At 74.8% G+C, this 23,629-nt stretch carries 18 protein-coding genes and 1 tRNA gene; 13 read left to right on the forward strand and 6 right to left on the reverse strand.

Features of this window, described 5'->3' with window-relative positions:
* On the forward strand, positions 1-531 hold a 531-nt coding region (locus AW16_RS18740; protein ID WP_231495970.1), incomplete at its 5' end, for a hypothetical protein.
* Positions 532-670: 139 nt separating this feature from the next.
* Positions 671-970, forward strand: a complete 300-nt coding sequence (locus AW16_RS0106850; RefSeq protein ID WP_029289220.1) for a DUF1540 domain-containing protein — start codon at positions 671-673, stop codon at positions 968-970.
* Between the two features lie 103 nt (positions 971-1,073).
* On the opposite strand, the gene AW16_RS0106855 is transcribed toward AW16_RS0106850, so the two are convergent.
* A complete protein-coding gene (locus AW16_RS0106855; protein WP_231495971.1) occupies positions 1,074-1,841 on the reverse strand; it encodes a phosphotransferase in 768 nt (255 codons plus the stop codon).
* Positions 1,842-2,047: 206 nt separating this feature from the next.
* Positions 2,048-2,812 (reverse strand): hypothetical protein, encoded by a 765-nt coding sequence (locus tag AW16_RS0106860; RefSeq protein WP_029289222.1) that lies wholly within the window; start codon positions 2,810-2,812, stop codon positions 2,048-2,050.
* Positions 2,813-2,968: 156 nt separating this feature from the next.
* Here AW16_RS0106860 and AW16_RS17610 point away from each other — a divergent pair, with 156 nt between their 5' ends.
* Entirely contained in the window at positions 2,969-6,955 is a 3,987-nt protein-coding gene (locus tag AW16_RS17610; protein ID WP_051681736.1) for a sigma-70 family RNA polymerase sigma factor, read from the forward strand.
* Here the strand turns inward: AW16_RS17610 and AW16_RS0106870 are convergent.
* Positions 6,952-7,311, reverse strand: coding sequence for a hypothetical protein (locus AW16_RS0106870; protein ID WP_029289224.1), 360 nt, complete (start codon positions 7,309-7,311; stop codon positions 6,952-6,954). The two genes, AW16_RS17610 and AW16_RS0106870, sit on opposite strands and share 4 nt — an antisense overlap.
* A gap of 372 nt (positions 7,312-7,683) precedes the next feature.
* The gene (upp, locus tag AW16_RS0106875) at positions 7,684-8,319 is read right to left on the reverse strand and encodes a uracil phosphoribosyltransferase (protein WP_029289225.1); all 636 of its coding nucleotides are present in this window, start codon (positions 8,317-8,319) and stop codon (positions 7,684-7,686) included.
* 230 nt (positions 8,320-8,549) lie between these two features.
* On the opposite strand from upp, the gene AW16_RS0106880 reads away from it, so the two are divergent.
* Positions 8,550-9,020 carry a nucleoside deaminase gene (locus tag AW16_RS0106880; protein ID WP_051681754.1) on the forward strand — a complete coding sequence of 157 codons (471 nt, stop codon included), beginning with the start codon at positions 8,550-8,552 and terminating at the stop codon, positions 9,018-9,020.
* 78 nt (positions 9,021-9,098) lie between these two features.
* Here the strand turns inward: AW16_RS0106880 and AW16_RS0106885 are convergent, their stop codons facing one another.
* Positions 9,099-9,917 (reverse strand): NAD-dependent protein deacetylase, encoded by an 819-nt coding sequence (locus AW16_RS0106885; protein WP_029289227.1) that lies wholly within the window; start codon positions 9,915-9,917, stop codon positions 9,099-9,101.
* 94 nt (positions 9,918-10,011) lie between these two features.
* Between AW16_RS0106885 and AW16_RS0106890 the strand changes: the two genes are divergently transcribed.
* The 9 genes from AW16_RS0106890 to AW16_RS0106930 all read left to right on the forward strand — a co-directional run bounded on the left by AW16_RS0106890 (position 10,012) and on the right by AW16_RS0106930 (position 19,669).
* Positions 10,012-10,101, forward strand: a tRNA-Ser gene (locus AW16_RS0106890).
* Positions 10,102-10,234: 133 nt separating this feature from the next.
* Positions 10,235-10,918, forward strand: a complete 684-nt coding sequence (locus AW16_RS0106895; RefSeq protein WP_051681737.1) for a FadR/GntR family transcriptional regulator — start codon at positions 10,235-10,237, stop codon at positions 10,916-10,918.
* Between the two features lie 91 nt (positions 10,919-11,009).
* Entirely contained in the window at positions 11,010-12,050 is a 1,041-nt protein-coding gene (locus tag AW16_RS0106900; protein ID WP_029289229.1) for an iron-siderophore ABC transporter substrate-binding protein, read from the forward strand.
* A 28-nt stretch (positions 12,051-12,078) separates the two neighbouring features.
* Positions 12,079-14,523 (forward strand): hypothetical protein, encoded by a 2,445-nt coding sequence (locus AW16_RS0106905; RefSeq protein ID WP_156044088.1) that lies wholly within the window; start codon positions 12,079-12,081, stop codon positions 14,521-14,523.
* Positions 14,520-15,476 (forward strand): hypothetical protein, encoded by a 957-nt coding sequence (locus AW16_RS0106910; protein ID WP_051681739.1) that lies wholly within the window; start codon positions 14,520-14,522, stop codon positions 15,474-15,476. Before AW16_RS0106905 ends, AW16_RS0106910 begins: the two co-directional genes overlap by 4 nt.
* Positions 15,473-16,537: an iron ABC transporter permease gene (locus AW16_RS0106915; protein WP_034648333.1), complete on the forward strand. Its 1,065-nt coding sequence runs from the start codon at positions 15,473-15,475 to the stop codon at positions 16,535-16,537. Before AW16_RS0106910 ends, AW16_RS0106915 begins: the two co-directional genes overlap by 4 nt.
* Complete coding sequence (locus AW16_RS0106920; protein ID WP_231495972.1) at positions 16,534-17,634, forward strand: iron chelate uptake ABC transporter family permease subunit; 1,101 nt, start codon at positions 16,534-16,536, stop codon at positions 17,632-17,634. Before AW16_RS0106915 ends, AW16_RS0106920 begins: the two co-directional genes overlap by 4 nt.
* Positions 17,631-18,443 (forward strand): ABC transporter ATP-binding protein, encoded by an 813-nt coding sequence (locus AW16_RS0106925; protein ID WP_029289234.1) that lies wholly within the window; start codon positions 17,631-17,633, stop codon positions 18,441-18,443. The genes AW16_RS0106920 and AW16_RS0106925 overlap by 4 nt, the downstream gene beginning before the upstream one ends.
* A 68-nt stretch (positions 18,444-18,511) precedes the next feature.
* The gene (locus AW16_RS0106930; RefSeq protein ID WP_197021580.1) at positions 18,512-19,669 is read left to right on the forward strand and encodes an alpha/beta fold hydrolase; all 1,158 of its coding nucleotides are present in this window, start codon (positions 18,512-18,514) and stop codon (positions 19,667-19,669) included.
* Positions 19,670-20,186: 517 nt separating this feature from the next.
* On the opposite strand, the gene AW16_RS17615 is transcribed toward AW16_RS0106930, so the two are convergent.
* On the reverse strand, positions 20,187-23,540 hold the full coding sequence (locus AW16_RS17615) for a hypothetical protein (RefSeq protein ID WP_051681740.1): 3,354 nt from the start codon (positions 23,538-23,540) through the stop codon (positions 20,187-20,189).
* Between the last annotated feature and the right edge of the window lie 89 nt (positions 23,541-23,629).

Consider the following 23,629-nt stretch of genomic DNA (forward strand, 5'->3'; position numbering starts at 1 on the left):
CCCGCCGACGAGCCGACGGACCCGCCGACGGACCCGACGGACCCGCCAACCGAGCCGACGGACCCGCCGACGGAGCCGACGGACCCGCCGACGGACCCGACGGACCCGCCAACCGAGCCGACGGACCCGCCGACGGACCCGACGGACCCGCCAACCGAGCCGACGGACCCGCCGACGGACCCGACCGATCCCCCGACAGAGCCGACCGACCCGCCCACGGAGCCGACGGACCCGCCGACAGAGCTGCCGACCGAGCCCACCCCTCCGGTCGTCCAGTCCGGAGAGGTCGAGGACCACGCGGTGCTGCCCGACGGTGGCGTAGCGGCCGACGAGACGCTCGACGCCACAGGCTCGGCGGAGGAAGCCCAGGCCGAGGCGCAGACCGAGGTCCTCGCGTCGACCGGCACGGCGGCCGCCGAGCTCGCGTGGGTGGTCGTCGGCACGACGGCTGTCGGCGGCGTGCTGCTCGCGGCCTCGACCAGCCGGCGCGTGAAGGCGCAGGTGGCGACGTCCGAGACCACCGGCCAGTGAGGCAAGCCTTCCCTCAAAACCGCCTCTGACCTGCAGGTAAGCCAGCCCTGCCTTGCTAGGCAGGGCTGGCGGAACGGGTCTACGGTCGACGAGGAAGCGCAGTTCTCTCTGCTGGATCCCCCTGTTCACGGAGGTCGACATGAGCACGCTGATGGACCTGCCCCGGGTGACCGAGTGCTCGGTGGCGGGCTGTTCGTACAACGACCACTCCAGCTGTCACGCCGCAGCGGTGACGATCGGCGGCTCTGCCGGCGACGCGTCGTGCGCGACGTTCATCCCGCTCAGCGTCAAGGGCGGCCTGGACAAGGTCATCACGCACGTGGGTGCCTGCCAGCGGCAGGACTGCACGCACAACTCCTCGCTGGAGTGCACGGCGGCGTCGGTGCGGGTCGGCGCGGGCCACGACCACGCGGACTGCCTCACGTTCTCGCCGGCCTGACCGGCGCCACCGGCACCGGCCTGACCGACACCCTGCCGGACGACTCGAAGGCCACCCCCCACTCGCCGGGGGTGGCCTTCGGCGTAGGCGGGTGGTGCCGGCGTCAGTCGCGGCCCGCGACGGCGACGAGCTCCCGGACCAGCTGCGCGGCGGCCGGGACCAGCTCGCGCTCACCGACGACGAGCGCCGGGTCGCCCGTGCGGAACCTCGTCGCCTCGTCGAGCGCGTCGAGCACGGGTACCGCCGTGGCCGTCAGGAACGACGCCAGCAGCGCGCGCGCCGCCTGCGAGTAGACGCCCCCGGCGTCGACCGCGACCTCGGCAAGGATGAGCGCGGTGAGCGCGACGTCCACCGCGGCGCTGCCCGCGCCGGCGTTGCTCCAGTCGACGAGCGCGGGGCCGTAGCGCTCGGTGAGGATCACGTTGCCCGGGTGCAGGTCGAGGTGGACGACGACCGGTCCGGCGGCCGCGGAGCCGTCGTCGATCGCGCCCGGCGGGGCCGGGATGGCGTGCAGCCGCTCGTGCAGGCTCGCGAGGATGCGGCCCGCGTCGGGGATCGTCGTCTCTCCCGCCGCGAGCGACTGCAGCAGCGTCGGCCCGTGCAGGCGCTCCATGACGATGTCGGCACCGCCGTGCGCGAGCACGCGCGGCGCGGGGAAGCCGTGGTCGACGACGTGCCCGACGACGGCGACCTCGGAGCAGCTCTCGCGCGAGGTGCGGTACCGACGCAGGACGGTCTCGTCGTCGACGGCGTACACGTCCGCGGCCGTGCCCTCCGCGAGGAGCGGGCCCGGGGCCTCGGCGTGCAGGTACGACGCCGGGTCGGTGGTGCGGCGAGGGTGGGGGAGGGCGGCGCCGGGGACCCCGGGCACGTCGTCCGCCGCGCCCTCCGTGCCGGCGGCATCGCCCGGCTCCAAGCCTGGGGTGACCCCGGGGACGAGGCCCGGATCCGTCCCAGGGGTCGGGTCGCTAGGGGCAAGTCCGGCGGGAGTCATGGAACGACGGTAAGCACATCCGGCCGGGTTTGTCCCGCCGTGGGGATGACCAGTTCTTGACCGAGTCCGACGATGCCCGTGGCTCAGGGCCGGGCGAGCCGCGCGACCAGCGTGGACGCCTCGTCGGGCCCGTCCGGGACGGCGACCGTCCATACGCGCACCGGGCAGCGGGTCGCGGAGTGCACGGGCTCGTGCGCGGTCCGCCGCGCGATCTGGCGTCGCAGGATCTCGACGCGGTCCCCGGGCGCGAGGCCCTCGTCGTCGTCGCCGGCCGGGCCGACGAGCGCCGCGAACACGCCACCGCCGAGCGACGCCAGGGGATGCCCGTCGCCGTACGTCGCGAGCAGCGCCGTGCCGACGGCTGCGGAACGGGCCGCGCGCACGAGCGGGTGCACCGGACCGGCCGCGACGTCGACGACGACGAGGCGCGAGCCGGGCTCGCGCACCGCGGCCTCGCGCACTCGCACCGCGAGGTACCGGACCGACGGGAGCCCCGACTCGGCGTCGGTCACCCCGGCGAGAGACGTGCCCGCCTGCGCGTCCGCCCACCCACCGCTCAGCGCGCGCACCACGTGCAGGGGCGGATGCTCACCGACCGCCCGGAACAGGCAGGCCACGTCGTCGATCGCCTCCTCGACGCCGACACCCACGTCACCCCGCGCACGCCCGAGCTCCCAGGCCGGTGCGGCGAGGTCCTGACCTGCGACGACGGCTTTCGCCATCGCGTCGACCGCCGGATGGTGCCAGTCCGACGCGCGCAACCACACCGACTCCGTGCTGAGCGCGCGCCAGCGTGCCGCGAGCTCCCGCGGGAGCGCGGCGCTGCCGGGGCGCGCTGACGTCGTCACGCCCTGTGAGAGCGCCGAGCGCGGCCGCGGTGACGGCGCTCGGCGAGGTTTCACCCGGTCGGCTCACTGCCCGGCCGGAGGGCGAGTGGTTCATGCACTTCGTCCGGTATGGCACAGTGAACGGGGATTTCGTGCGGATCTGCGAGAGGAGCCCGGGTGACGACCGCCACCGGGACGGAGGACGACGTCCGCGACGACGCCGACCTCATCCTCGGCGTGCGTGCCGGCGACCCCGCGGCGACGGCGGCGCTGTACGCGCGGCACGCGGGCGCGGCGCTCGTCGTCGCACGGCGGTACACGGACTCCGTGCAGGACGCCGAGGACGTCGTCGCCGACTCCTTCGCCGCGGTGTTCCTGGCCCTCGGGCGCGGCAACGGGCCCCAGTCCGCGTTCCGCGCCTACCTGTTCACGGTGGTGCGCCGTGTGGCCGGTCTGCAGCGCACGCGGGGGAGACGGGCCGAGCCCACCGACGACGTCGCGACCCTCGAGGCCGGGACCGCGTGGGCCGGGTCCGCCGAGGACCCGGCGCTCGAGGGCTTCGAGCGAGGCGTCGTCGCGCGCGCGTTCCACTCGCTGCCCGAGCGCTGGCAGGCCGTGCTGTGGCACACCGAGGTCGAGGGGCTGCCGCCCGCGCAGATCGCGCCGATCCTCGGCCTGACCGCCAACGGCGTCGCCGCGCTCGCGTACCGCGCCCGCGAGGGGCTGCGGCAGGCGTACCTCCAGATGCACCTGCAGGACCCGCTCGACGACGGCTGCCGGTCGGTCGTGGGCAAGCTCGGCTCGTACGTGCGCGGCGGCCTCGGCTCGCGCGAGACCGGCCAGGTCGAGCAGCACCTCGACGGGTGCGGCGACTGCCGGGCGCTCGTGCTCGAGCTCGGCGACGTCAACCATGGCATGCGTGCGGTCGTCGCGCCGCTCGTGCTGGGCCTCGCGGGGACCGGCGCGCTCGCGTACCTGCTCCCGGTCGGCGGCGGCATCGCCGCGGGCGGTGCGGCGCTCGCCGCCGGGCACTCGCACGTCGCGGCCCAGGCTGCGGGCGGTGCGGGTGCGGGTGGCGCAGCGGCCGGGGCGGCCGCGGGCGGTGGTGCGGCGGCGGGCGGCGCGTCCGGCGTCGGTGCGTTCCTCGCGGGGATCCCCGCGTTCGTGGCCGCGATCCCCGCGGGGGTCGCCGCCGTGGTCGCGGGGACGGTCGTGCTCGCCGGCGTCGCGACGGCCGTCGTCGTCGGCCTGCTGCACGGGCCGGACGACGGCGTCGCGGGCCCGGACCCGGAGCCCCCGGGCACGTCCGCGTTCGACAGCCCCACGCCGAGCGCGACCGGCCCGCTGCCCGCCACGCCCGGTCCGTCGTCGTCGCCCGCGCCCTCGACCGACCCGTCCGGCGGGGCCGTGCCGCCTGGCGCCCCGCAGTCGTCCGACCCCGGCTCCGCGCCGACGTCGCCCTCGTCGGACCCGAGCCCCGGGAGCACGTCCGGGCCCGGCGACGACCCGACGCCCGACCCCGACCCCACCTCCGGGCCCACCTCTGAGCCCACCTCCGATCCCACCGACGGCCCGACGACGCCTCCTGCGACCCCGACAGCGACCCCGACACCGACACCCACCACGCCGCCGCCCGCGTCCCCCGCCGCACTGTCGGTGGTCGCTCCGGACGGTGGCCTGGCGCTCGACGCCGGCGCGGGCTCGCAGCGGCTCGGGATCGACGTCGAGAACACGGGCGGAACCGCCGCGAGCGACCTCGCGGCCGACGTCACGCTCCCGGACGGCGTGACGCTCGACCAGGTGCTCACGGTGACGAGCCCCGGCACCACCGGTCGCTTCGCCGGCGCGGGCGACCCCGGGTGGGTGTGCACCGGCGGGGCATCGACGGGTGCCGCGCACTGCACGCTCGACGCGCTCGCGCCGGGTGCCACCTCGACCCTGGTGCTGGAGGTGTCGGTCGACGAGTCGTACGACCGCAGCGACGGCTCGGTCGAGCTGCACGTCACCGGGCCGGGGACCGACTACCGCCCGCCGCCCATCCCGGTGCACGTCGCACCGGCCCCCGCGCGGCTCACGCTGCGAGACGCGCCGGACGCGGTCGGACTGCTCAGCGGTCGGCCCGTCGACGTGCCGTTCGAGGTGCTCAACGCGGGCGGCGTCACCGCGAACGGAGCAGCGGTGGACGTCGCGCTCCCCGCGGGCGTCCAGTGGCAGGGGTCGTCGGGCGCGTGGACCTGCAGCGCTGCGCCGGCGCCCACCCTGTCGCCCACCACCGACGTCGCGCGGGCGGTCTCGCGCGCCGCCGTCGGCGGGACCGTCACGTGCACGCTTCCCGCGCTCGCCGCCAGGACCGCGTCCACGCTCACGCTCACGCTCGTCGCGGGGGAGCCCGCCGACGTCGGGGCGTCGATCGGGATGACGATGACCCCCAGCGGGCGCGGCTCGGCGACGACCACCTGGGTGCCCGTGCAGGTGCACACCCCCGCGCGGCTGACGCTGTCCGGGGACGACGCCGTGCGCGTGGCAGCGGGCCGGACGGCGACGACGACGATCGAGGTCCGCGACACCGGCGACCTCGACGCGTCCGACGCGCGCGTCACCGTGCGTCTCCCGAAGGGCGTCGCGTGGGCCGGGAACGGTCCCGGCGACGACGACTGGGCGTGCGCGGTCGCGGACGCCTCGGCCACGTGCACGCGCGACCTCCTCGCCGCGGGCCGGGCGGCCGACCTCGTCCTTCCGCTCACCGCCGCCGTGGGCGCGACCGGCACGCTCGGCGACCTCGTCGCGAGCGCCTCCGCGCCGGGCGCGGACCGCACCGATGACCTCGCCGTGCCCGTCGAGGGCGTGGCACCGGAGCTCTCGGTCCGGCTCGACCCCACCGCGGTGATCCTGCAGGGCGACGACCGCGTCCAGCTGTCGTTCGCGGTCGACGTCGGCGACGCGGCCGACGCGGCGGACGTCGTCGCGCGCGTCGAGCTCCCGCGCAACGTGGTACCCGACGCGACGGGCTCGCAGAGCGCGGGCTGCACGGCGGAGCCCGCCTCACGCGTGATCGAGTGCGCGCTCGGCGACGTGACCGCCGGCTCGGCGCGACCCCTGCTGGTGGGCGCGCAGCTGCTGTGGAGCGAGCGCTCGTCGGTGAGGATCTCGGCGAGCGCCGCGGGCGCGACCTCCGACGCCGTCACGGCCGCCGTCCCGGCGACCTCCGCCGGGATGGCGGAACGCTTCACGACCACCGGCGCGGACGTCACGCAGGTGGGTGCGCCGCTGCTCGGGTGCGGCGCCAAGGACACCACGTGCCGTACCGCGCAGGAGAAGGGCACCGCCGACAACAACGCCCTGACGATGGTCCCCGTCGACGCCGCACCCGCACCCGGCGAGCGGTCCGCGGTCCCGGTGTCGTCGAGCTCGACGCTCACCGTGCCCTCGGGTGCGGCGGTCGAGTTCGCCGGCCTCTACTGGTCGGCGGACGCCGGGCCGTCGGACCGCCTCAGCGGCGACCGGACCAGCGCGCGGCTCCGGGCTCCGGGCGGCTCGTACCAGGACGTCACCGGCGAGGTCGTCGCGCAGCGGACCGACAACGCCGGACGCAGCTACTACCAGTCGTTCGCGGACGTGACCGACCAGGTCGCCGCCGGCGGGTCCGGGGCGTGGTCCGTCGCGGACGTCGCCGTGAGCGCCACGCGGTACGACAAGGACCCGACGTACTACGCCGGGTGGTCGCTCGTCGTCGTGTACTCCGCGCCGGGTGCTCGCACGGTGAGCGTGTACGACGGTGGAGTGTGGGCCGGGACCTCGCAGGCGCCGCCCGTGTTCACGTTCGCCGCGCCCGCCGGGACGACGGCCGGCATCGGGGTCGTGGCCTGGGAGGGCGACCGGACCGGGACCGGGGACCAGCTGAGGCTCGGCGGACCGCTGTGCTCGGTGCCCGACGTCGCATTGGTCCCGCGGCGGTACGACGGCTCGCTCGGGTCGTCGAGCAACGCGTTCGACTCGACGGCCGCTGGGTGGGGGCTCGCGAACTCGCTGGGAGTCGACGCGAAGGAGTTCGCCGACGTGCGGCTCGGGTGCGACGTCAGCTCGCTCACGCCGACCACCGCGGGGGACCAGTACCTGCTCGGCGTGATCACCGTCCGGACGCTTCCGCCCGCCGACCCGTCCTAGCCTCGGGTGCCGTCCGGGGTCGCGCCCGCCGCGTTGATGTCCGCCGTGCTGTCCGCCGTGCTCGTTGTCGGGCTCGCCGCCACGAGGCGCAGGTCCGTCAGGCGCTCACCGACCCGACGGACCTCGTCCGAGCCCCCGGGGACGAGCGAGAGCGCGACGACGGTCTCCGCGCCGGGCAGCGCGTCGACCGCGAGCTCGTGCAGCGACTCGGCGACGTCCGCGAGGTCGGCGGGAGAGGCGTCCGGCGGTGCCGCGACGTAGAGGACGAAGCCGGCGCGCGCCTGCGGCGGGCGCGTCTGCGACGGGTGTGCCTGCGGTGCGGGCAGCCGTGCTGGCAACGGTGCGGGAAGGGCCATGTGATGCTCCGGTGGTGTGCGGCCGCTCGGTGGCGACGGGGTCGGGCCTGACGGGTGCGGCGGGACCGGTCGGCGTGAAGCCGTGCGCTGGGTCCGTCGCCGTGCGGCGGCCGGTGCGGCCGTGCGGTGGGTGTTCCGCGATGGCCGCGAGGTGGCGAGTCAGGCCGGACAGGGGACCCAGGACGCGCGCACGACGACGGTGGCCGCCGTCCAGGGATACGCGTGGTGGGTCATGCGTCGATGCTCACACGCGTGCCCCGGTGCTGACCAGGGCATTGCCGGACGTGTCTCACCTATCGGGCGTGGCGCACGCCACGTCGGCGGCGCGCGCCGGACCGGCCGCGCGTGCGGGCGCCGCGTCGTCGGGCTCGGTCAGACGATGCCGTACAGACGGTCGCCCGCGTCGCCCAGGCCCGGCACGATGTACGCCTTCTCGTTGAGCCGCTCGTCGACCGCGGCCACCACGACCGAGACGTCCGCACGGTCCCCGACGAACTCCTCGACGACCTTGAGCCCCTCGGGGGCCGCGAGCAGGCACACCGCGGTGACGTCACGCGCGCCGCGCTGCAGGAGGTAGTCGATCGCGGCGACGAGCGTGCCGCCCGTCGCGAGCATCGGGTCGAGCAGGAAGCACTGGCGGCCCGAGAGGTCGTCGGGCAGGCGGTTCGCGTACGTGACCGCCTCGAGCGTCTCCTCGTCGCGCTGCATGCCGAGGAAGCCGACCTCCGCCGTGGGCAGCAGGCGCGTCATGCCCTCGAGCATCCCGAGGCCCGCGCGCAGGATCGGCACGACGAGCGGGCGCGGTGACGCGATCTTGCGGCCGGTCGTCTCGGTCACCGGCGTGCGGATCTCGACCTCGCGGGTGTGGACGTCGCGCGTCGCCTCGTAGGCAAGGAGCGTGACGAGCTCGTCGACCAGCAGGCGGAACGTCGCGGAGTGCGTGTTCTCGTCCCGCAGGACGGTGAGCTTGTGGTCGACCAGCGGGTGGTCCGCGACGTGCAGGCGCATGCGCACAACCTACCCGCCGCCGCGGCCCGCCGTCCCACCTGCTGGACGCCGGCCGGCCTCGCGCGTTCCGGTCGAATCACGACCAGCGGAACTTGTGACGCGTGTGGCTGGTGGGGCGCGATCGGGCCGGTCCGCGTGCACTCGTGTCCCAAGAGCCGCTGGTTGTGCGTGAGAGCCGGTCGGCGAAGAGGCCGAGTGCATCGGGCGGGCGGTGCGGGATCATGGGCCGCATGAGCCTGCGTCCGCCCTCGCCTGCCGACGACGCGGCGATGGGGGTCGCACTCGACGAGGCGCGTGCGTCGCTCGCGAGCGGGGACGTGCCGGTCGGTGCGGTGGTGCTGGGGCCGGACGGGGCGGTCGTGGGCCGCGGGCACAACGTGCGCGAGGCGGACCACGACCCGGCGGGCCACGCGGAGGTCGTCGCGCTGCGTGCGGCCGCCGCAGCGCTGGGCCGGTGGCGGCTCGACGACTGCACGCTCGTCGTGACGCTCGAGCCGTGCCTCATGTGCGCCGGCGCGACGGTGCTGGCACGTGTGCCGCGGCTCGTGCTGGGCGCGTGGGACCCGAAGGCCGGGGCGTGCGGCTCGCAGTGGGACGTCGTGCGTGACCGGCGGCTCAACCACCGCGTCGAGGTGGTCGGCGGCGTGCGGGCCGACGAGTGCGGTGCGCTGCTCGTGGAGTTCTTCGAGCGGCAGCGCTGAGGGCGGCCGCGTCGATCGCAGCAGCTCGGAGGCGGGCAGCGTCGAGGGCGACAGGTCCGAGCGTGGCAGCTCCGGGCGTCAGAGCCGTGCGTCCAGTGCCGCGAGTGTCTCCGACGTCCCCGCGTGCACGGTCACGGCCGCGTAGCGGTCCCCGCGCGTCTCGCCGCGGTTGACGATCGCGACGGGCTTGCCGGTCGACGCCGCGTGCCGCACGAACCGCAGCCCCGACTGCACGGTGAGCGACGACCCGGCGACCAGCAGGGCGTCGGCGGCGTCGACCATCGCGTACGCCCGGTCGACGCGCTCGCGTGGCACGGTCTCGCCGAAGTAGACGATCTCCGGCTTGAGCATCCCGCCGCACACCTCGCAGTCGGCGACGACGAAGTGCGACGTCTCCTCGATCACCGCGTCGGCGTCGGGGGCCGTCTCGGCGTCGGCGACGTCCTGGTCGAAGCCGGGGTTGAGGTCGTCGAGCCTCGCGGCGAGCTCGGCGCGGGCGATCAACTGGCCGCAGCCCAGGCACACGACGCGGTCGTAGCGCCCGTGCAGGTCGATCACGTTCCTGGAGCCCGCCTGCTCGTGCAGCAGGTCGACGTTCTGCGTGATGACCCCGACGACGACGCCGCGTGCCTCGAGCCGTACGAGCGCCCGGTGCCCCTCGTTGGGTCTCGTCGCGCCGACCCGCCGCCAGCCCACGTGGTTGCGCGCCCAGTAGTGCCGGCGGAACGCCTCGTCCCCGACGAACTGCTGGTACGTCATCGGCGTGCGAGGCGGCGAGTCGGGTCCGCGGTAGTCGGGGATGCCGGAGTCGGTGGACACGCCCGCGCCCGTGAGCACCGCGAGGCGGCGGCCCGCGAGCGCGGCGACGAGCTCGTCGTACGGGTCCGCTGCGGTCACCCGGCCACCGTACGTCTCGCGTCGGCCGAGGACTGGACGGGTGCGCCGGAGGCGATTCGGAGCATCGGCTCCGACCGGGTACCCTTCTCGGCGAGGTAGCGTGTCCGAGCGGCCTAAGGAGCACGCCTCGAAAGCGTGTGTGGGTGAAAGTCCACCGTGGGTTCAAATCCCACCGCTACCGCCACGAGATGTCGCAAGACGTCCCGACAGGCCGGACCCCGCGCGGGTCCGGCCTGTTGCTTTACCTGCATCGCTCCACCCGCAGGGTCCGACCACCCGCACTGCCACCCGCTGGCGACGACGACAGGGGTTCGACGATGGTGACGGGACCCAGCGGGTCACGCGCGCAGGTCGCGCTCGCGTTCCTGCGCACCAAGATCACGTCGGGCGAGTGGCCGGTGAACTCGCGGATCCCCACGGAGCCCGAACTCATGGAGCTCATCGGCGTGGGCCGCGGGACGGTGCGCGAGGCGGTGCGCTCGCTGGCCAGCGTGGGGATGCTCGAGTCGATGGTCAGCCGCGGCACGTACGTGCGCTCGCGGCTGCCGGTGAGCAACGTCCTGGCCGACTTCGTCGCTGGGTACGACCTGGAGGACATCCTCGGTTTCCGGCGTGCGCTCGAGGTAGATGCGGCGTTCGAGGCCGCGACCCGGCGCACCGACGCGCAGCTCGAGGCGATGCGCGCGGCGCTCGCGGCGGACGCGCGCGTGGCGGGCGGGCGGGGCGACGCGGTCGAGCGGGGGCGCCTGCCGGGGCACTTCCACCATCTCGTCGTCGAGGCCGCGGGGAATCGCCTCATGACGGGGCTGTACGGCGGGATCATGGCCGCGCTGCGGTCGGCGATCGCCACGGGTGCGGTTGTCGACGCGGCGTCGCCGGACGTGCGGCACGACGACCACGCCGCGATCCTCGCGGCGCTCGAGGCCGCCGACGCGCCGGGCACCGCCCGCGCGATGCTCGCTCACGCGGGCCGGGACCTGGTCGTCGCCCCTCCCGCCTGACGCCTGTCCCGGACGTGGCCGGTGTCACAGTTCGTCTGATGTTCGTCTGACTATGCTTAGGCTCACCTATCCCCGGGAGCTGGAGCCTGCTGTGACCGTCAGACGATGGGCACGCGCGGTGGTCGCCGTCGCGTGCTGCGCCGCCCTCGCCGCGTGCACGAGCGCCGGTGCGCCCGGCTCGACGGACGCGAGCGGGGCGGGCCAGAGCGCGACGGGCCAGAACGCGACGGGCACGCGCACGGTCGAGAACGTCGACGGCACCCCGGTCGCGGTCCCGGCGGAGCCTCAGCGCGTGGTGACCCTCAGCGAACCGACGACCGACGCGGTTCTCGCGCTCGGCATCGAGCCCGTCGGCGTCGTGAGCGGGCGGGGGCAGAGCACCGTCTCGCACTACCTCGCCGACCGCGCTCAGGGCATCCCGCTGCTGGGCGGTGTGGCGCAGCCCAACTACGAGGCGATCGGGCGCGCGAAGCCGGACCTCATCCTGGTCGACGGCACGAGCATCAACAACGACGCCGAGTCCGTCGAGATGCTGCGCCGCATCGCGCCGACGGTCTACACGGGCTACGCGGGCGGCGACTGGCGCACCAACTTCCGCACGGTCGCGGACGCGCTGGGCCGGGCCGACGAGGCGCAGACCGTGCTCGACGAGTACGACGCGCACGCCAAGAAGGTCGGCGCGGAGCTCGCCGCGGCCGGCTTCGACGACGACACGTTCTCGATCGTGCGGTGGCAGGGCACGTCGGCGGCGCTCATCCTCACCGAGCTCCCGCCCGGCGTCGCGCTGACCGACCTGGGCCTGAAGCGGCCGGCAGGGCAGGACGTGCGGGGGCGTGGGCACGCGGAGCCGGTCTCGCTCGAGAACCTCGCGCGGATCGACGCCGACTACCTGTTCCTCGGCACGCTCGGCGGCTCGTCGGTGGACAACCCGGCAGCGGGCGGCGCGGCCGACGACGACGCGGCGCGATCCGCGCTGCTCGACGCGGAGAAGACCCCTGGCTTCACCAGCCTCGCGGCATACCGCGCGGGCCATGTCATCCCCGTCGACGGGTCCACGTGGACCTCGACGGGCGGCCCGATCCTCATGAACGACATCGTCGACGACGTGCGGGCAGCGCTGCTCGGCAGCTGAGCCCCACCACCTACGGCAAGGACCTGCGATGAGCCACCCACCTCTGCGTCGCGTGCTCGCGGCCGCTCTGCCCGCCGTGCTCGGCGCGATCGCGCTCGCGCTCGTCGTGGGCCCGGCCGCCCCCGCGACGGCGGGCGACGAGGGCACGACGCGCACGGGAGCCGGCGACCCCGCCGTGACGTTCACCGTCCCGGACCAGGTCACCAAGGGCGACGACCTCGTCGTGCGCGGCACGGGGTGGCTCAGCGCCGACGGCACCGCGGGCTCGGTCGTCGCGGTGAAGCTCGACCAGGGCGCGGTGTCGACCACCGGCGTCGTGAAGAACCCGGCGACCGGTCAGACGATCGGCAACAAGACCGTGGTCGCGGCGGCCCAGGCGGACTCGTCGGGCGCCTTCACGCTCACCGTCCCCTTCCCGACGAGCGCGACGACGAACGCGAGCTGGGCCGCGGGCGAGCAGCACTCGATCACGCTGCTCACGGGCTCGCTGCTGCCGAACGACGTGGTGCGCAGCGAGAGCGCGACGTTCGACGTCGTCGCCCCGGGGCACGGGTGCTCGTCGGACCAGGTCCTCGCGTCGGGGACCACCGGCGACCAGACCGCGACGGTGTGCGCGCAGCGCGACGTCTCGTCGGCGGCGTCGTCGACCCTGACGCTCGTGGGCCACGGGTGGCTGACGCGCGACGGGTCGGCGGGGTCGGTCGTCGCGATCAAGCTCACGAGCCGGGCCACGCCGTCGGGCGAGGACTTCCAGTTCGTGCACACCGGCGCCGCGGGGGACGCGGTCCTCGGCCGGCCGGGCGACGGTGGCAAGGACGCGACGATCTGGGCGCTCGCGACCGCGGACCGCGACGGCGACTTCACCGTCACGGTCCCGGTGCCGACGGCGGCCAACGTCCCGGCGAAGGTCGGCGCGGCCGGGGCGCCGGCTGCCGGGCACAAGCTGACGGTGCGGGCGCAGAGCGGGTCGCGCGCGGGCGACACCGCGCACACGCTCGAGTCCGCGTCGCTGCGGGTCGACGGCAAGGCCTACCCGGGTGACGACGACGGCTCGGCGCCGACCGTCGCGTGCACGGCCGCTGGTGCGGCGGAGGCGCACGTCGCGTACCCGACCGGGCAGGCGAAGAACTCGACGACCGGGCCGGTGCTCGCGCGCGGCGGTGTGCTGCACCTCGTGGGGACGGGCTGGTGCGCGACGAAGGCGTCGGCGGGCGGCTCGACGATCGCGGTCAAGATCGACGACGGCGCGTACTCCCACCGCCCCGACGAGCTCGTGACGTCCAACGCGACGATCTGGGCCGTCGTCGAGGTGAGCAGCAAGGACGGCTCGTTCGACGCGGCGATCACGCTGCCGACGGGCGGTCGCAGCGTCCCGGCGCTCCCCGACGGCGTGCACACGCTCCGCCTGCTCACCGGCTCGCTCAAGCCGGGTGACCCGGTCCGGACGCTCGAGACCGGCCCCTTCACGGTCGGCACCTACCGACCCAACGGTCTGCCGGACCTCGTCGAGGCGCGCGAGGACCTGACGTCGGCGTCGCGGCACGGCCTCGCCGCGAGGCTCGGCGCGTCGGCGGTCCGCGTCACGGTCCGGGGCGACGAGGACTGGGCGTTCCTCACGGCGTACCTGCCGGACGGCTCGGTGCGCTACCCGTGGGGCGACACGTGGTTCCGCCCGGGTTCGGCGGGGTCGTTCCGCGCTCCGCTCGACGGCGTGGACCTGCCCACCGGAAGCTGGAAGCTCGCGGCGCAGCGGCCGGACGGCACGTTGATCGGGTGGGCAGCCGTGTCCGTGCCGCAGGCCGCGGTGGACGACGGCGACGACGAGCCCGCCGTGGCGCCGCCCGCGGCAGACCCCGGGTCCGACGAGCCCGCGAGGGTGCGTGCGGACCGGCCCGCGGCCCCGCGAGCGAAGCCGGTGGCGGCGACGACGAGCCCGACGCCGGCCGCGCGCCCGACGACGACGCCCGCGGCGCCCGTCGCGGACGGCTCCGAGCTCACCGTTGTGCCGCGCGGCGGGGTGACCGCATCGGCGGACGGGACGGTGGTGACGCTCACGGTGCCCACGGCGGTCGCGCCGGGTGACTGGGTGTACGTGTACGTCTTCTCCGAGCCGACGCCCGTCGGCTGGGTCCAGGTCGACGCCGACCGGCACGTGCGCGTCGACATCGGGGCGCTCGAGCCGGGTGAGCACCGGGTGCTGCTCCTCGACGCGGACGGCTCGACGATCGGGTGGGCTCCCGCGACGGTGCGCGAGCCGCCCGCCGAGCCGGCCCCGGCGGCGGTCGATCCGGAGCCGGCCCCGGCGCCTGTCGCGGCGCAGGCTCCGGCCGCCCGGGTCGAGGCGGCCGGCGACGAGCTGCTCGGCTCGGCCGACGTGGCGCTCCTCGTCGCCGCGGCCGCTCTCCTGGTGGTCGGCGGCGCGGTCGTCGTCGTGGTCCGCAGGCGTCGGTCCGGGGAGAGGGGTGCGCGATGAGCACGGGCAGGCACGCAGGGTCCGGTTCGCGGGTCGCCGCGCGGGTGGTGCTCGCGCTCGCGGGCGTCGCGGCGCTCGTCGGGTCCGGCCTCGGCCCGGCCGCCGCGTTGCCGCCGGGGGGCGCCGGGTCCAGCACGCCAGGGACGTCGTCGACCGTGTCCCCCACGCGGCTGTCCGCGGGCGACACCATCCGCTTCACGCTGCGCGGGTTCCCGGCCGGCGAGACCGTCAACGTCAAGATCGACGACGGCGCGGGCTACAGCGACCAGACGATCCAGGGCTCGGGAGTCGTCTACCAGCAGAAGATCGCGGCAGGCGGGACCGTGTCGGGGTCGTTCGCGCTGCCCGCGAAGCTCAGCGCGGGCAGGCACTGGCTGCGGTTCCTCGCGAGCGAGGAGTTCACCGACGCGAAGGGCAACCTGGGCGTGAAGGGGTACACCAACCGGAGCCCCGAGTTCACGGTCGTCGCGGCCACGACGAGCGGCAGCACGGGTGGCAAGACCTCGGGCGGGAAGACGACGACGGGGTCGTCGAAGGGCTCGCAGGACGCGACGGGCGGGCGCGACGGCGCGCCGGACGCCGCGTCGCGGGGGGAGTCGGCGACGTCCGGGTCGGAGCAGGGCGCGGACGCGGGCGACGAGTCCGCCGCCGCCGAGCCGGGAGCGGTCGTCACGGCCCGCCCGCGCATCGAGGCGTCGACGGCACCGGCGACAGCCGCACCCACCACGTCTCCCACCATGTCTCCCACCGCCGAGCAGACGCTGGGGACGGCGGCGCCCGCCCTCGCGGCGACCGACCCGTCGACCGGGTCGCAGACGCCCGTGCTCGGCCTCGGCGCGCTCGCCGGCGTCGTCGTGCTCGGAGGGCTGGGCGCGTGGCTCGCGCTGCGCCGCCCACGAGGAGCGCCACGAGGAGCGTCCCGCGGCGCGCGGCCACCGGCCGGCGGAGCGTGACCGCGCCTCTCCTCGAGCGCGCGGCGCCCCGGCCCAGCGGCGCACCGGCGGGTCCCCGCGCCGCACGCCGTGCCACGCGATGGGCCGCGCTCGTCGGTGCCGCCGTGCTGCTCGTCGTCCTCGTGCTCGTCGGGCTGAGCGTCGGCTCGCACGCCATGCCCCTGGGCCGCACGTGGTCGCTGCTGCTGCACCCCGACGGCAGCGCCGAGTCCGCGATGCTGCACGACCTGCGGCTGCCGCGCACGCTCGTCGCGCTCGTCGTCGGCGCCGCCCTCGGCCTGGCCGGCAGCCTCATGCAGCAGCTCACTCGCAACCCCCTCGCCGACCCCGGGATCCTCGGCGTGAACGCGGGCGCGGGGTTCGCGGTGGTGCTCGCGGTCGCGCTGCTCGGGGTGCACGGCGTGAGCTCGTACGTGTGGTTCGCGTTCGGCGGGGCGGCGCTCGCGGCGGTCGCGGTCACGGTGCTCGGCGCGATCGGGGGCCGCGGAGCGACGCCGGTGCGGCTCGCGCTCGCGGGCGTCGCCGTGGGCGCGGCGCTCACGGCGCTGACGCAGACCGTGGTCCTCGCGGACCAGACGGCGTTCAACGAGTTCCGGTTCTGGGTGGTCGGCTCGCTCGAGGGCCGGGGCTGGCCCGTGCTCGGATCGGTGGTGCCCTTCATCGGCGTCGGTGCGGTGCTCGCGCTCGCGCTGGGCCCGTCGCTCGACGCGATGTCGCTGGGCGACGAGGCGGGGACCGCGCTCGGCGTGCGGGTCGCGCGCACGCGCGCGCTGACGATCGTCGCGATCACGGTGCTGTGCGGGGCGGCGACCGCGGCGATCGGGCCCGTGTCGTTCGTCGGGCTGGCCGTGCCGTTCGTCGCCCGCGCGCTCGTCGGCACCGACCAGCGCTGGGTCGGTGCGCTGTGCCTGCTGCTCGGCCCGGCGTGGCTGCTCGGGGCGGACGTCCTGGCGCGCGTGGTGGTCGCACCGCAGGAGGTGCCCGTGGGTGTCGTCGCGGCGCTCGTCGGTGCGCCGTTCTTCGTCGCACTGGTCCGGCGCCGTTCGGTGGCGGCGCCGTGAGGGCAGTCGTGGACCGTGCGCCGGAGACGGTGGAGGCTGCCGCCCGGCCCGCGGAGCGGCACTCCCGGCACGTCGTCTGGCGCGTCGGTGGGCTGAGCGTGCGGTTCGAGCGGCGGACCGCGGTCGTGCACCTCGTGCTCGTCGTCGCGCTCGCCGCCGCCGCGCTGTGGGCGCTGACCCTCGGCGACTACGGCATCCCCGTCGGGCAGGTGGTCGCGGCGCTGCGCGGGCACGCCGACGACCCGCTCGCGGCGTGGTTCGTGACCGACGTGCGGCTGCCGCGCGTGACGGCGGCGGTGCTCGTCGGGGCCGCGCTCGGCGTGTCGGGCGCGATCTTCCAGACGATCTCCGGCAACCCGCTGGGCAGCCCCGACGTCATCGGTTTCACCACGGGATCGGCGACGGGTGCGCTCGTGGCGATCATCCTCGTGGGGGCGTCGCCGGCCGGGACCTCGCTGGGCGCGGTCGTCGGCGGGCTCGTCGCGGCGCTCGTCGTGTACCTGCTGTCGTGGCGGCACGGGGTCGCCGGGTTCCGGCTGGTGCTCGTCGGGATCGGGGTCGGGGCGACGCTGCACGCCGCCAACGCGCTGCTCGTCGTGGAGGCTCCGCTGGACCGCGCGCAGAGCGCCGCGCAGTGGCAGGCCGGGTCGCTCAACGGGGTGACCTGGGCGCAGCTCGCGTGGCTCGCGGTGGCCCTGGCGATGCTCGTGCCGGTCGCGGCGGCGGTGTCCCGCGGGCTTTCGGTGCTGCCGCTCGGGGACGACCTCGCGCGCTCGCTCGGGACGCGCGTGCAGGGCGCACGGCTCGTGGCGGTGCTCGTCGGCGTGGCCCTCGTCGCGCTCGCCACCGCCGTGACCGGCCCTATCGCGTTCGTCGCGCTCGCGGCCCCGCACCTGGTCCGGCGGCTCACGCGTAACGCGGGCGTCGCGCTGACCGGCGGCGCGCTGCTGGGCGCGCTGCTCGTGCTCGTGAGCGACGTCGCCGCGCAACGGCTGTTCGCCCCGACGCAGCTCGCCGTCGGGATCGTCACCGGCGCGCTCGGGGGCACGTACCTCGTCGCGCTCCTGGCGCTGGAGTGGAGGAGGAGCCGCACATGAGCGGGACCATGCTCGCGGGGCGCGCGCTGACCGTCGGGTACGGCGCCGGGGCACCCGTGCTCGACGAGGTCGACGTCGACGTGCTCGACGGGGAGCTCACCGTGGTGGTGGGCCCCAACGCGTGCGGCAAGTCGACGCTGCTGCGCGCGCTCGCACGTGTGCTGCCCGTGCGCGGTGGGCAGGTGCTGCTCGACGGGCGCCCCATCGAGGGCTACGCGCCGAAGGTCGTCGCGCGGCGCCTCGGCCTGCTCCCGCAGTCCCCGACCGCGCCGGACGGCATCCTCGTCGCCGACCTCGTCGCGCGCGGCCGACACCCGCACCAGGGTCTGCTGCGCCAGTGGTCGTCGGCCGACGAGCGCGCGGTCACCGCAGCGATGGCCGCCGCGGGCGTCTCGGACCTGGCGAGCCGCACGGTCGACGAGCTGTCCGGAGGCCAGCGCCAGCGTGTGTGGATCGCGATGGCGCTCGCGCAGGAGACGCCGGTGCTGCTGCTCGACGAGCCGACGACCTACCTCGACATCGCCCACCAGATCGAGGTGCTCGACCTCGCACGCGACCTGCAGCGGGACGGGCGGACCGTCGTCGCGGTGCTGCACGACCTGCACCTCGCGTTCCGGTACGCCACGCACCTCATGGTGATGAGCGGCGGGCGCGTGGTCGCGCAGGGTGCGCCGGTCGACGTGGTGACCGCGGAGCTCGTCGAGGACGTGTTCGACCTGCCGTGCCGTGTCGTCGCGGACCCCGAGACGGGGACGCCGATGGTGATCCCGCTGGCGCGCGGTCGGTCTCTAGGTCGGGCCGATCGGTGACCGGCGCTCGGCCGACGCCGCCCAAGATCCCGCGGCCGCACCCGGCGCCGGTCGCTCGGAGCGAGCGTGTGGCGGCGCTCGAACGGCAGGTCTCGGTGTCGTCGCGGCGTGAGGCCGACGAGGTGGTCGCCGGGTTCTGGGCGGGCGTGGCGCGCACGCCGCTCGTCGAGAGGCTGGACGGGACCGACGAGCTCGTCGTCACCTTCCTCTGGCGCGACGGCGACGCGGACCAGGTCCTGCTGTTCGTCAACCGGCTGACCGACGAGCGCGACCTCGCGGCGAGCCTCATGCGGCGCGTGCCGGGGACCGACGTGTGGCACCTGTCGTACCGGATGGGGCCGTCGTGGCGCGCGTCCTACGCGTTCCTCCCGCATCGCAGCGGGGAGCGTGAGCCGTGGCGGGACGCGAGCGACCAGGTCGCGATCCGCGCCGCGCTCGACCACGGCTGCGCCGACCCGCTCAACCCCGAAGTCAGCCGCAACCGTGCGGGCGTCGCGCAGTCGGTCGCGGCGCTGCCGTCTGCGCCCGCGCAGTCCTGGCTCCGTCGTCGGCCGGGGGCCGCGCGGGGGACCGTGCGTGAGGCGACCGAACCGGGCGGCCGCCGCGTGTGGCTGTACGAGCCGCCGGGTCTGCGCGCGGGCGAGCGGGTGCCGCTCGTCGTCGCGCTCGACGGCGAGGTGTGGACCGGTCCGCAGGACCTGCCCGCCACGCTCGACGCGCTGCTCGACGACGGTGCGATCCGACCGCTGTGCGCCGTGCTCGTCGACTCGGGGGGCCGCGAGAACCGGTGGGCGGAGCTGGACCAGCGCGCCGACCTGCGCGACCACCTCGCGACCGACCTGCTCGACTGGGCGCGCTCCGTGCTGCCCGTCGGGCCGGACCGTTCGGACGTGACCGTCGTGGGGCAGAGCCTCGGGGCGCTGACCGCGCTGTGGGCGCTGGTGCGGCACCCTGATCGGATCGGCTCCGTCGTGAGCCAGTCGGCCTCGCTGTGGCAGGACGAGATCCTCACCGCGCTCCCGTCGGCGGACCTGGCGGGGACGCGAGCGTGGGTCGAGGTCGGGCGGCAGGAGTGGGTGCTGCAGCCGCGCCATCCCGCGGCCGTGGGGCTGCTGCGGGACGCGGGGTGCGACGTGGCGTACACGGAGTTCGACGGCGGGCACGACTACGCGTGCTGGCGGGGCGGCATCGCCGACGCCCTGCGCCACCTGCACCCAAACGGGTGAATCGGCTCGTTTCGCTGAATTGGTGCTCGGCCGCTACTCCCCGAAAGCGTGACGGAGGCATAGTCTCTCGCCACCACGCAAGGCCGATCGACAGACCAGTACTCGCGGGGCCCGCCTATGGGGGTGTGGGTTCTTGGTCGACGTCTAGCACGTCGTGGCTGCTGGAGGCTCGGGTTGCGTGGCATGAATTTCTTTGGTGTGCCTTCTGCTTGGCGTGCGCGTACCGCTCCTTGTGCAGCAGACCCCAGGCAAGCCCGCCTGGGTCGACTCACCCCCATCGAATACGAGACGATCGAGACCACTCAGGCCGCAGACGCCGCCTGAGTTCCCTGTCTCCTATTCGTGCATCAGTCCCGAATTCTGGTGTCCGCCGTCGCGTTCCTCGTGATCATCGCGATCCCGATCACCGTCAACCAGGCGCTCGCCAGGCGTCGGGCGACCGCTCGCCCGCGCTAGCAGAAGCCGAGAGGCCCTCGCTCATGGTGAGCGAGGGCCTCTCGTCGCGCGCAGCCTTGCGCTACCGCTTGACCTTCCCGGTCGACTTCGAGGTCGCGGTCGCCGTCGTGTAGCCGGACTTCTTCCCGGTGACCTTGACGGTGATCTTCTTGCCCGCCAGCGAGGACTTCAGCTTGAGCGACGTGCCCGTCGCGCCGCTGATCGCCTTGCCGTTCGCGTACCAGCGGTACGTGAGCCGCGTGCCGGACGTCCAGGTGCCCGCCTTGACCTTGAGGGTCTTGCCGACCTTCGCGGTGCCGGAGACCTTCGGCGTGGCCTTGGTGAGCGTGCCCGCCGCGACCGCCGCGGTCGCCGCCGACGTCTTCGACGCGGTGGTGTAGCCGCGCTGCGAGCCGGTGACGGTGACGGTGATCTTCTTGCCCTTGTCCGCGGAGGTCAGGGTGTACGACGACGACCTCGCGCCGCTGATCGCCTTGCCCGAGCGGTTCCACTGGTACGCGAGCGTGGTGCCCTTGGTCCAGGTCCCCGCCGAGGCGGTCAGCTTCTTGCCGACCTTCGCCGTGCCCGAGACCTTCGGGGTGCCCGCGGTGAGCGTGCCCGCGGCGACGGTCACGGCGGCGCTCGTCGTGCTCGCGTCCGTGTGGCCGACGAGCGTGCCCGTGACGCGCACCGAGACCTTGGTGCCCACGTCGGACGGGGTCAGCGCGTAGGTCGCACCCTTCGCGCCCGCGATCGTCGCGCCCCCACGCAGCCACGTGTAGGCCAGCGTGGTGCCCGCCGCCCAGCCGGACGTGCCGGCGCGGACGGTCTGGCCGACCTTCGCGGTGCCCTCGACCTTCACGGTGCCCGCCGTCGAGCCGGCCGGGGTCACCGTGACGGCGACCGCGATCGAGCGCGGCGTGTCCCCGCTGCGCAGGCTGCCCGAGAGCAACCGCAGGTAGTGGGTGCTGCCCACGCCCCAGGCGAGCGACGCGTCGCTCACGGCGGCCGCGGTCGGGAACGGCAGGTCGAGCGACCACGTGCCGTCCTGGTCGGCCGCCGCGACGGCGTACACGCCGCTCACCGGGGCGTCGCCGTTGCTCGGGTTGGTGGCCTTGCCGGCCTTGGGCTCCGCGGCGCCGCCGTCGAGCTTGACCGCCAGGGTGGAGCCGTTCGCGCCGGTCTTGTCGCGGAAGTTGGCGCCCTCCACGTGGAACTTCTCGCCGTAGGTGACGCTGATCTTCAGCGGGGTCGTCGCCGGCGCGCCGGTGGCGGAGGACGCCGTCGGGTCGAGGACGTCGACGCCGCCGATCGCCTCGATGCGCGGCACGATCCGCCAGACCTTGTTGCTCGAGGCCTTGTCGACCGCGAAGGCGTTGCCCTTGACGTCGACCGAGACGTGGTTGACGCTCGCGATCGGCAGGGACGCGACCTTGTTGCCGGCCAGGTCCAGGACCGTGACCGACGTGCCCGTGAGGTTGGAGACGTAGACGAGACCGTGCACGTGGTCGATCACCGTGTTCAGCGCGCCGCGGCCCGTGGGGACCTCGCGGAGCGTCTCGCCGGTGGTCGCGTCGGCGATCACCACCTCGTTGCCCGACTGGGAGGCGACGAACACGCGGTTGCTCTTCGCGTCGTACGCGATGCCCGAGCCGCCCGAGCCGCGGACACCGTTGACCCCGTTGAGGCCGTCGACCGTGAGGAACGTGGGCTGGTAGCCCTCGGTCGTCGCGTCCGCCGTCCTGATCTTGGCGACGCGGTTGCCCTGCAGGCTCGGGGACACCAGCGTGCCGCCGTCGAGCGAGAGAGACACGGGGTTGAAGAAGTCGCGGGTCCCGGTCTGGATGTCCGTGACCTTCTCGTACTTCGTGCCGTCGCCGTCCTTGTCGTCGGCCTCGAACACCGAGATGTAGCCGTTGGCCGTAGCCGACGAGCCCTCGCTCGCGGAGCTGACGAACACCAGGCCGGTGCTCGGGTCCACGACGACGTCACGCGGGTGCGTGATCGTGTTCGCGGGGAACTGCTTGACCAGGCTCAGGTCGCTCTCGGAGTAGACGGCAACCGACGCGGAGCCGGTGTTCGACACCCACACGTTCCCGTGCTCGTCGTCGACCGCGATGCCGAACGCGCCGGTCTTGGTGAAGCCGTCGTGGTCGACCGTCTCGTGCGAGGCCTCGACCTGCAGCGTGACGGGGTCGAGCTTGTAGATGTAGCCCTTGGTCCCCGTGCCGCGGTCGGATGCCGTCACGTACAGCGCATCCTGCGCGGCGCTGTACGCCGACTGGTAGAAGCCCTGGTAGAGACCCTGGTCAGCGGTGGTCGACGTGACGTCGAACCGGCCGGTGCCCGACGCGGCCTCGTTGGGGTAGACCGTCTGCGGGAGCGTGAAGGTCAGCGCCTCGGGCGTCGCCTGGACGACGACGAGGTCGAGCGGGCTCGGCGCGTCCGCGGCGATCGCGTAGGGGAGCGAGACCTTGCCCTGGTCGTCGGCCGTGCGGTCGGTGCCGAGCACCGCGCTGCCGAGCTTGACCGACGACAGCGTCGCGCCGGCCGCGAGCCCGCTGAGCGTCAGCGTGCCGGAGGTGCCGAGCGTCGCGCCCGGGTCAAGCACTGCGGCGGGCGGCACGACGACGGACGCGGCCTTGGTGGTGCCCTTGTCGCCGGTGATGTCCAGGCGCAGGGTGCCGGCGGTCGCCGCGCCCGCGGGCAGCACGACCTTCGCCGTCAGGGCCCCGCTCGCCGGGACGGTGTACGTGGGGCTCGTCGTGGACGTACGACCCGACGTGACGGTCCACTGACGGGCGGTGCCGCCCTGCGCGACCGAGAGGACCTCGCCGGCGGGGAACGCACCGCCGGAGAAGCTGACGGTGACCTGGCCGTCCGCCGCCGTCGTGGCCGACGAGACGAGACCCGCGCCGATCGTGAACGTGAGCAGCACCGAGCGCGGCGTGTCGCCGTTCTCGAGCGAGCCGGTGAGCAGGCGCAGCGTGTGCGTCGACCCGACCGCCCATGCGGTCTCCAGCGCCGGCGCCGTGTTGTCGGGCGTCGGGAAGGGGATGTCGGCGCTGAACGTGCCGTCGTCCTCGGCCTCGATCGCGGCCCAGATGTCGAACGCGTCGGCCGAGGTGCCGGTCGCCGGGTTGGTGACCGGGCCCGACTTCGGCTCGGTGGTGAGCGCGTCGCCGAGCTTCACGCCGATCGTCGACCCGTTGTGCGAGGTCGGCGTCGTCGTCCAGCCGCTGCCCTCGAGGTGGATCGCGTTGCCGCTCGAGACGACGTCGGCGACCGTCGCGCTCGCGCCGTCGGACGCGGTCACGGTGTCGGCGTGGGCGGCGTCGACCGCCCAGGGGGAGATGGTGAGCGCTGACGCTGTCAGCGCCGAGGCGACGATCACGGCCGCGGTGCGGCCGGCGTACCCCGAGATCGTGGAACTCATGACACTCCTTGAGCCTGTCCACCTCGCGGTGCGCGAGGCTTCATCGGATGAAACTTAGGAGAGGCTTGCCTATTGAGACAAGGAGGTGA

It is taken from the genome of Cellulomonas sp. HZM, from assembly GCF_000708885.1.
Classification (GTDB): Bacteria; Actinomycetota; Actinomycetes; order Actinomycetales; family Cellulomonadaceae; genus Cellulomonas.

Coding starts and splice junctions, on each gene's coding strand:
- AW16_RS0106880 (WP_051681754.1), top strand. CDS start 8,550: ATGAGCCTGCGTCCGCCCTCGCCTGCCGACGACGCGGCGATGGGGGTC.
- AW16_RS0106870 (WP_029289224.1), bottom strand. CDS start 7,311: ATGGCCCTTCCCGCACCGTTGCCAGCACGGCTGCCCGCACCGCAGGCA.
- AW16_RS0106850 (WP_029289220.1), top strand. CDS start 671: ATGAGCACGCTGATGGACCTGCCCCGGGTGACCGAGTGCTCGGTGGCG.
- upp (WP_029289225.1), bottom strand. CDS start 8,319: ATGCGCCTGCACGTCGCGGACCACCCGCTGGTCGACCACAAGCTCACC.
- AW16_RS0106905 (WP_156044088.1), top strand. CDS start 12,079: ATGAGCCACCCACCTCTGCGTCGCGTGCTCGCGGCCGCTCTGCCCGCC.
- AW16_RS0106910 (WP_051681739.1), top strand. CDS start 14,520: ATGAGCACGGGCAGGCACGCAGGGTCCGGTTCGCGGGTCGCCGCGCGG.
- AW16_RS0106925 (WP_029289234.1), top strand. CDS start 17,631: ATGAGCGGGACCATGCTCGCGGGGCGCGCGCTGACCGTCGGGTACGGC.
- AW16_RS17615 (WP_051681740.1), bottom strand. CDS start 23,540: ATGAGTTCCACGATCTCGGGGTACGCCGGCCGCACCGCGGCCGTGATC.
- AW16_RS0106895 (WP_051681737.1), top strand. CDS start 10,235: ATGGTGACGGGACCCAGCGGGTCACGCGCGCAGGTCGCGCTCGCGTTC.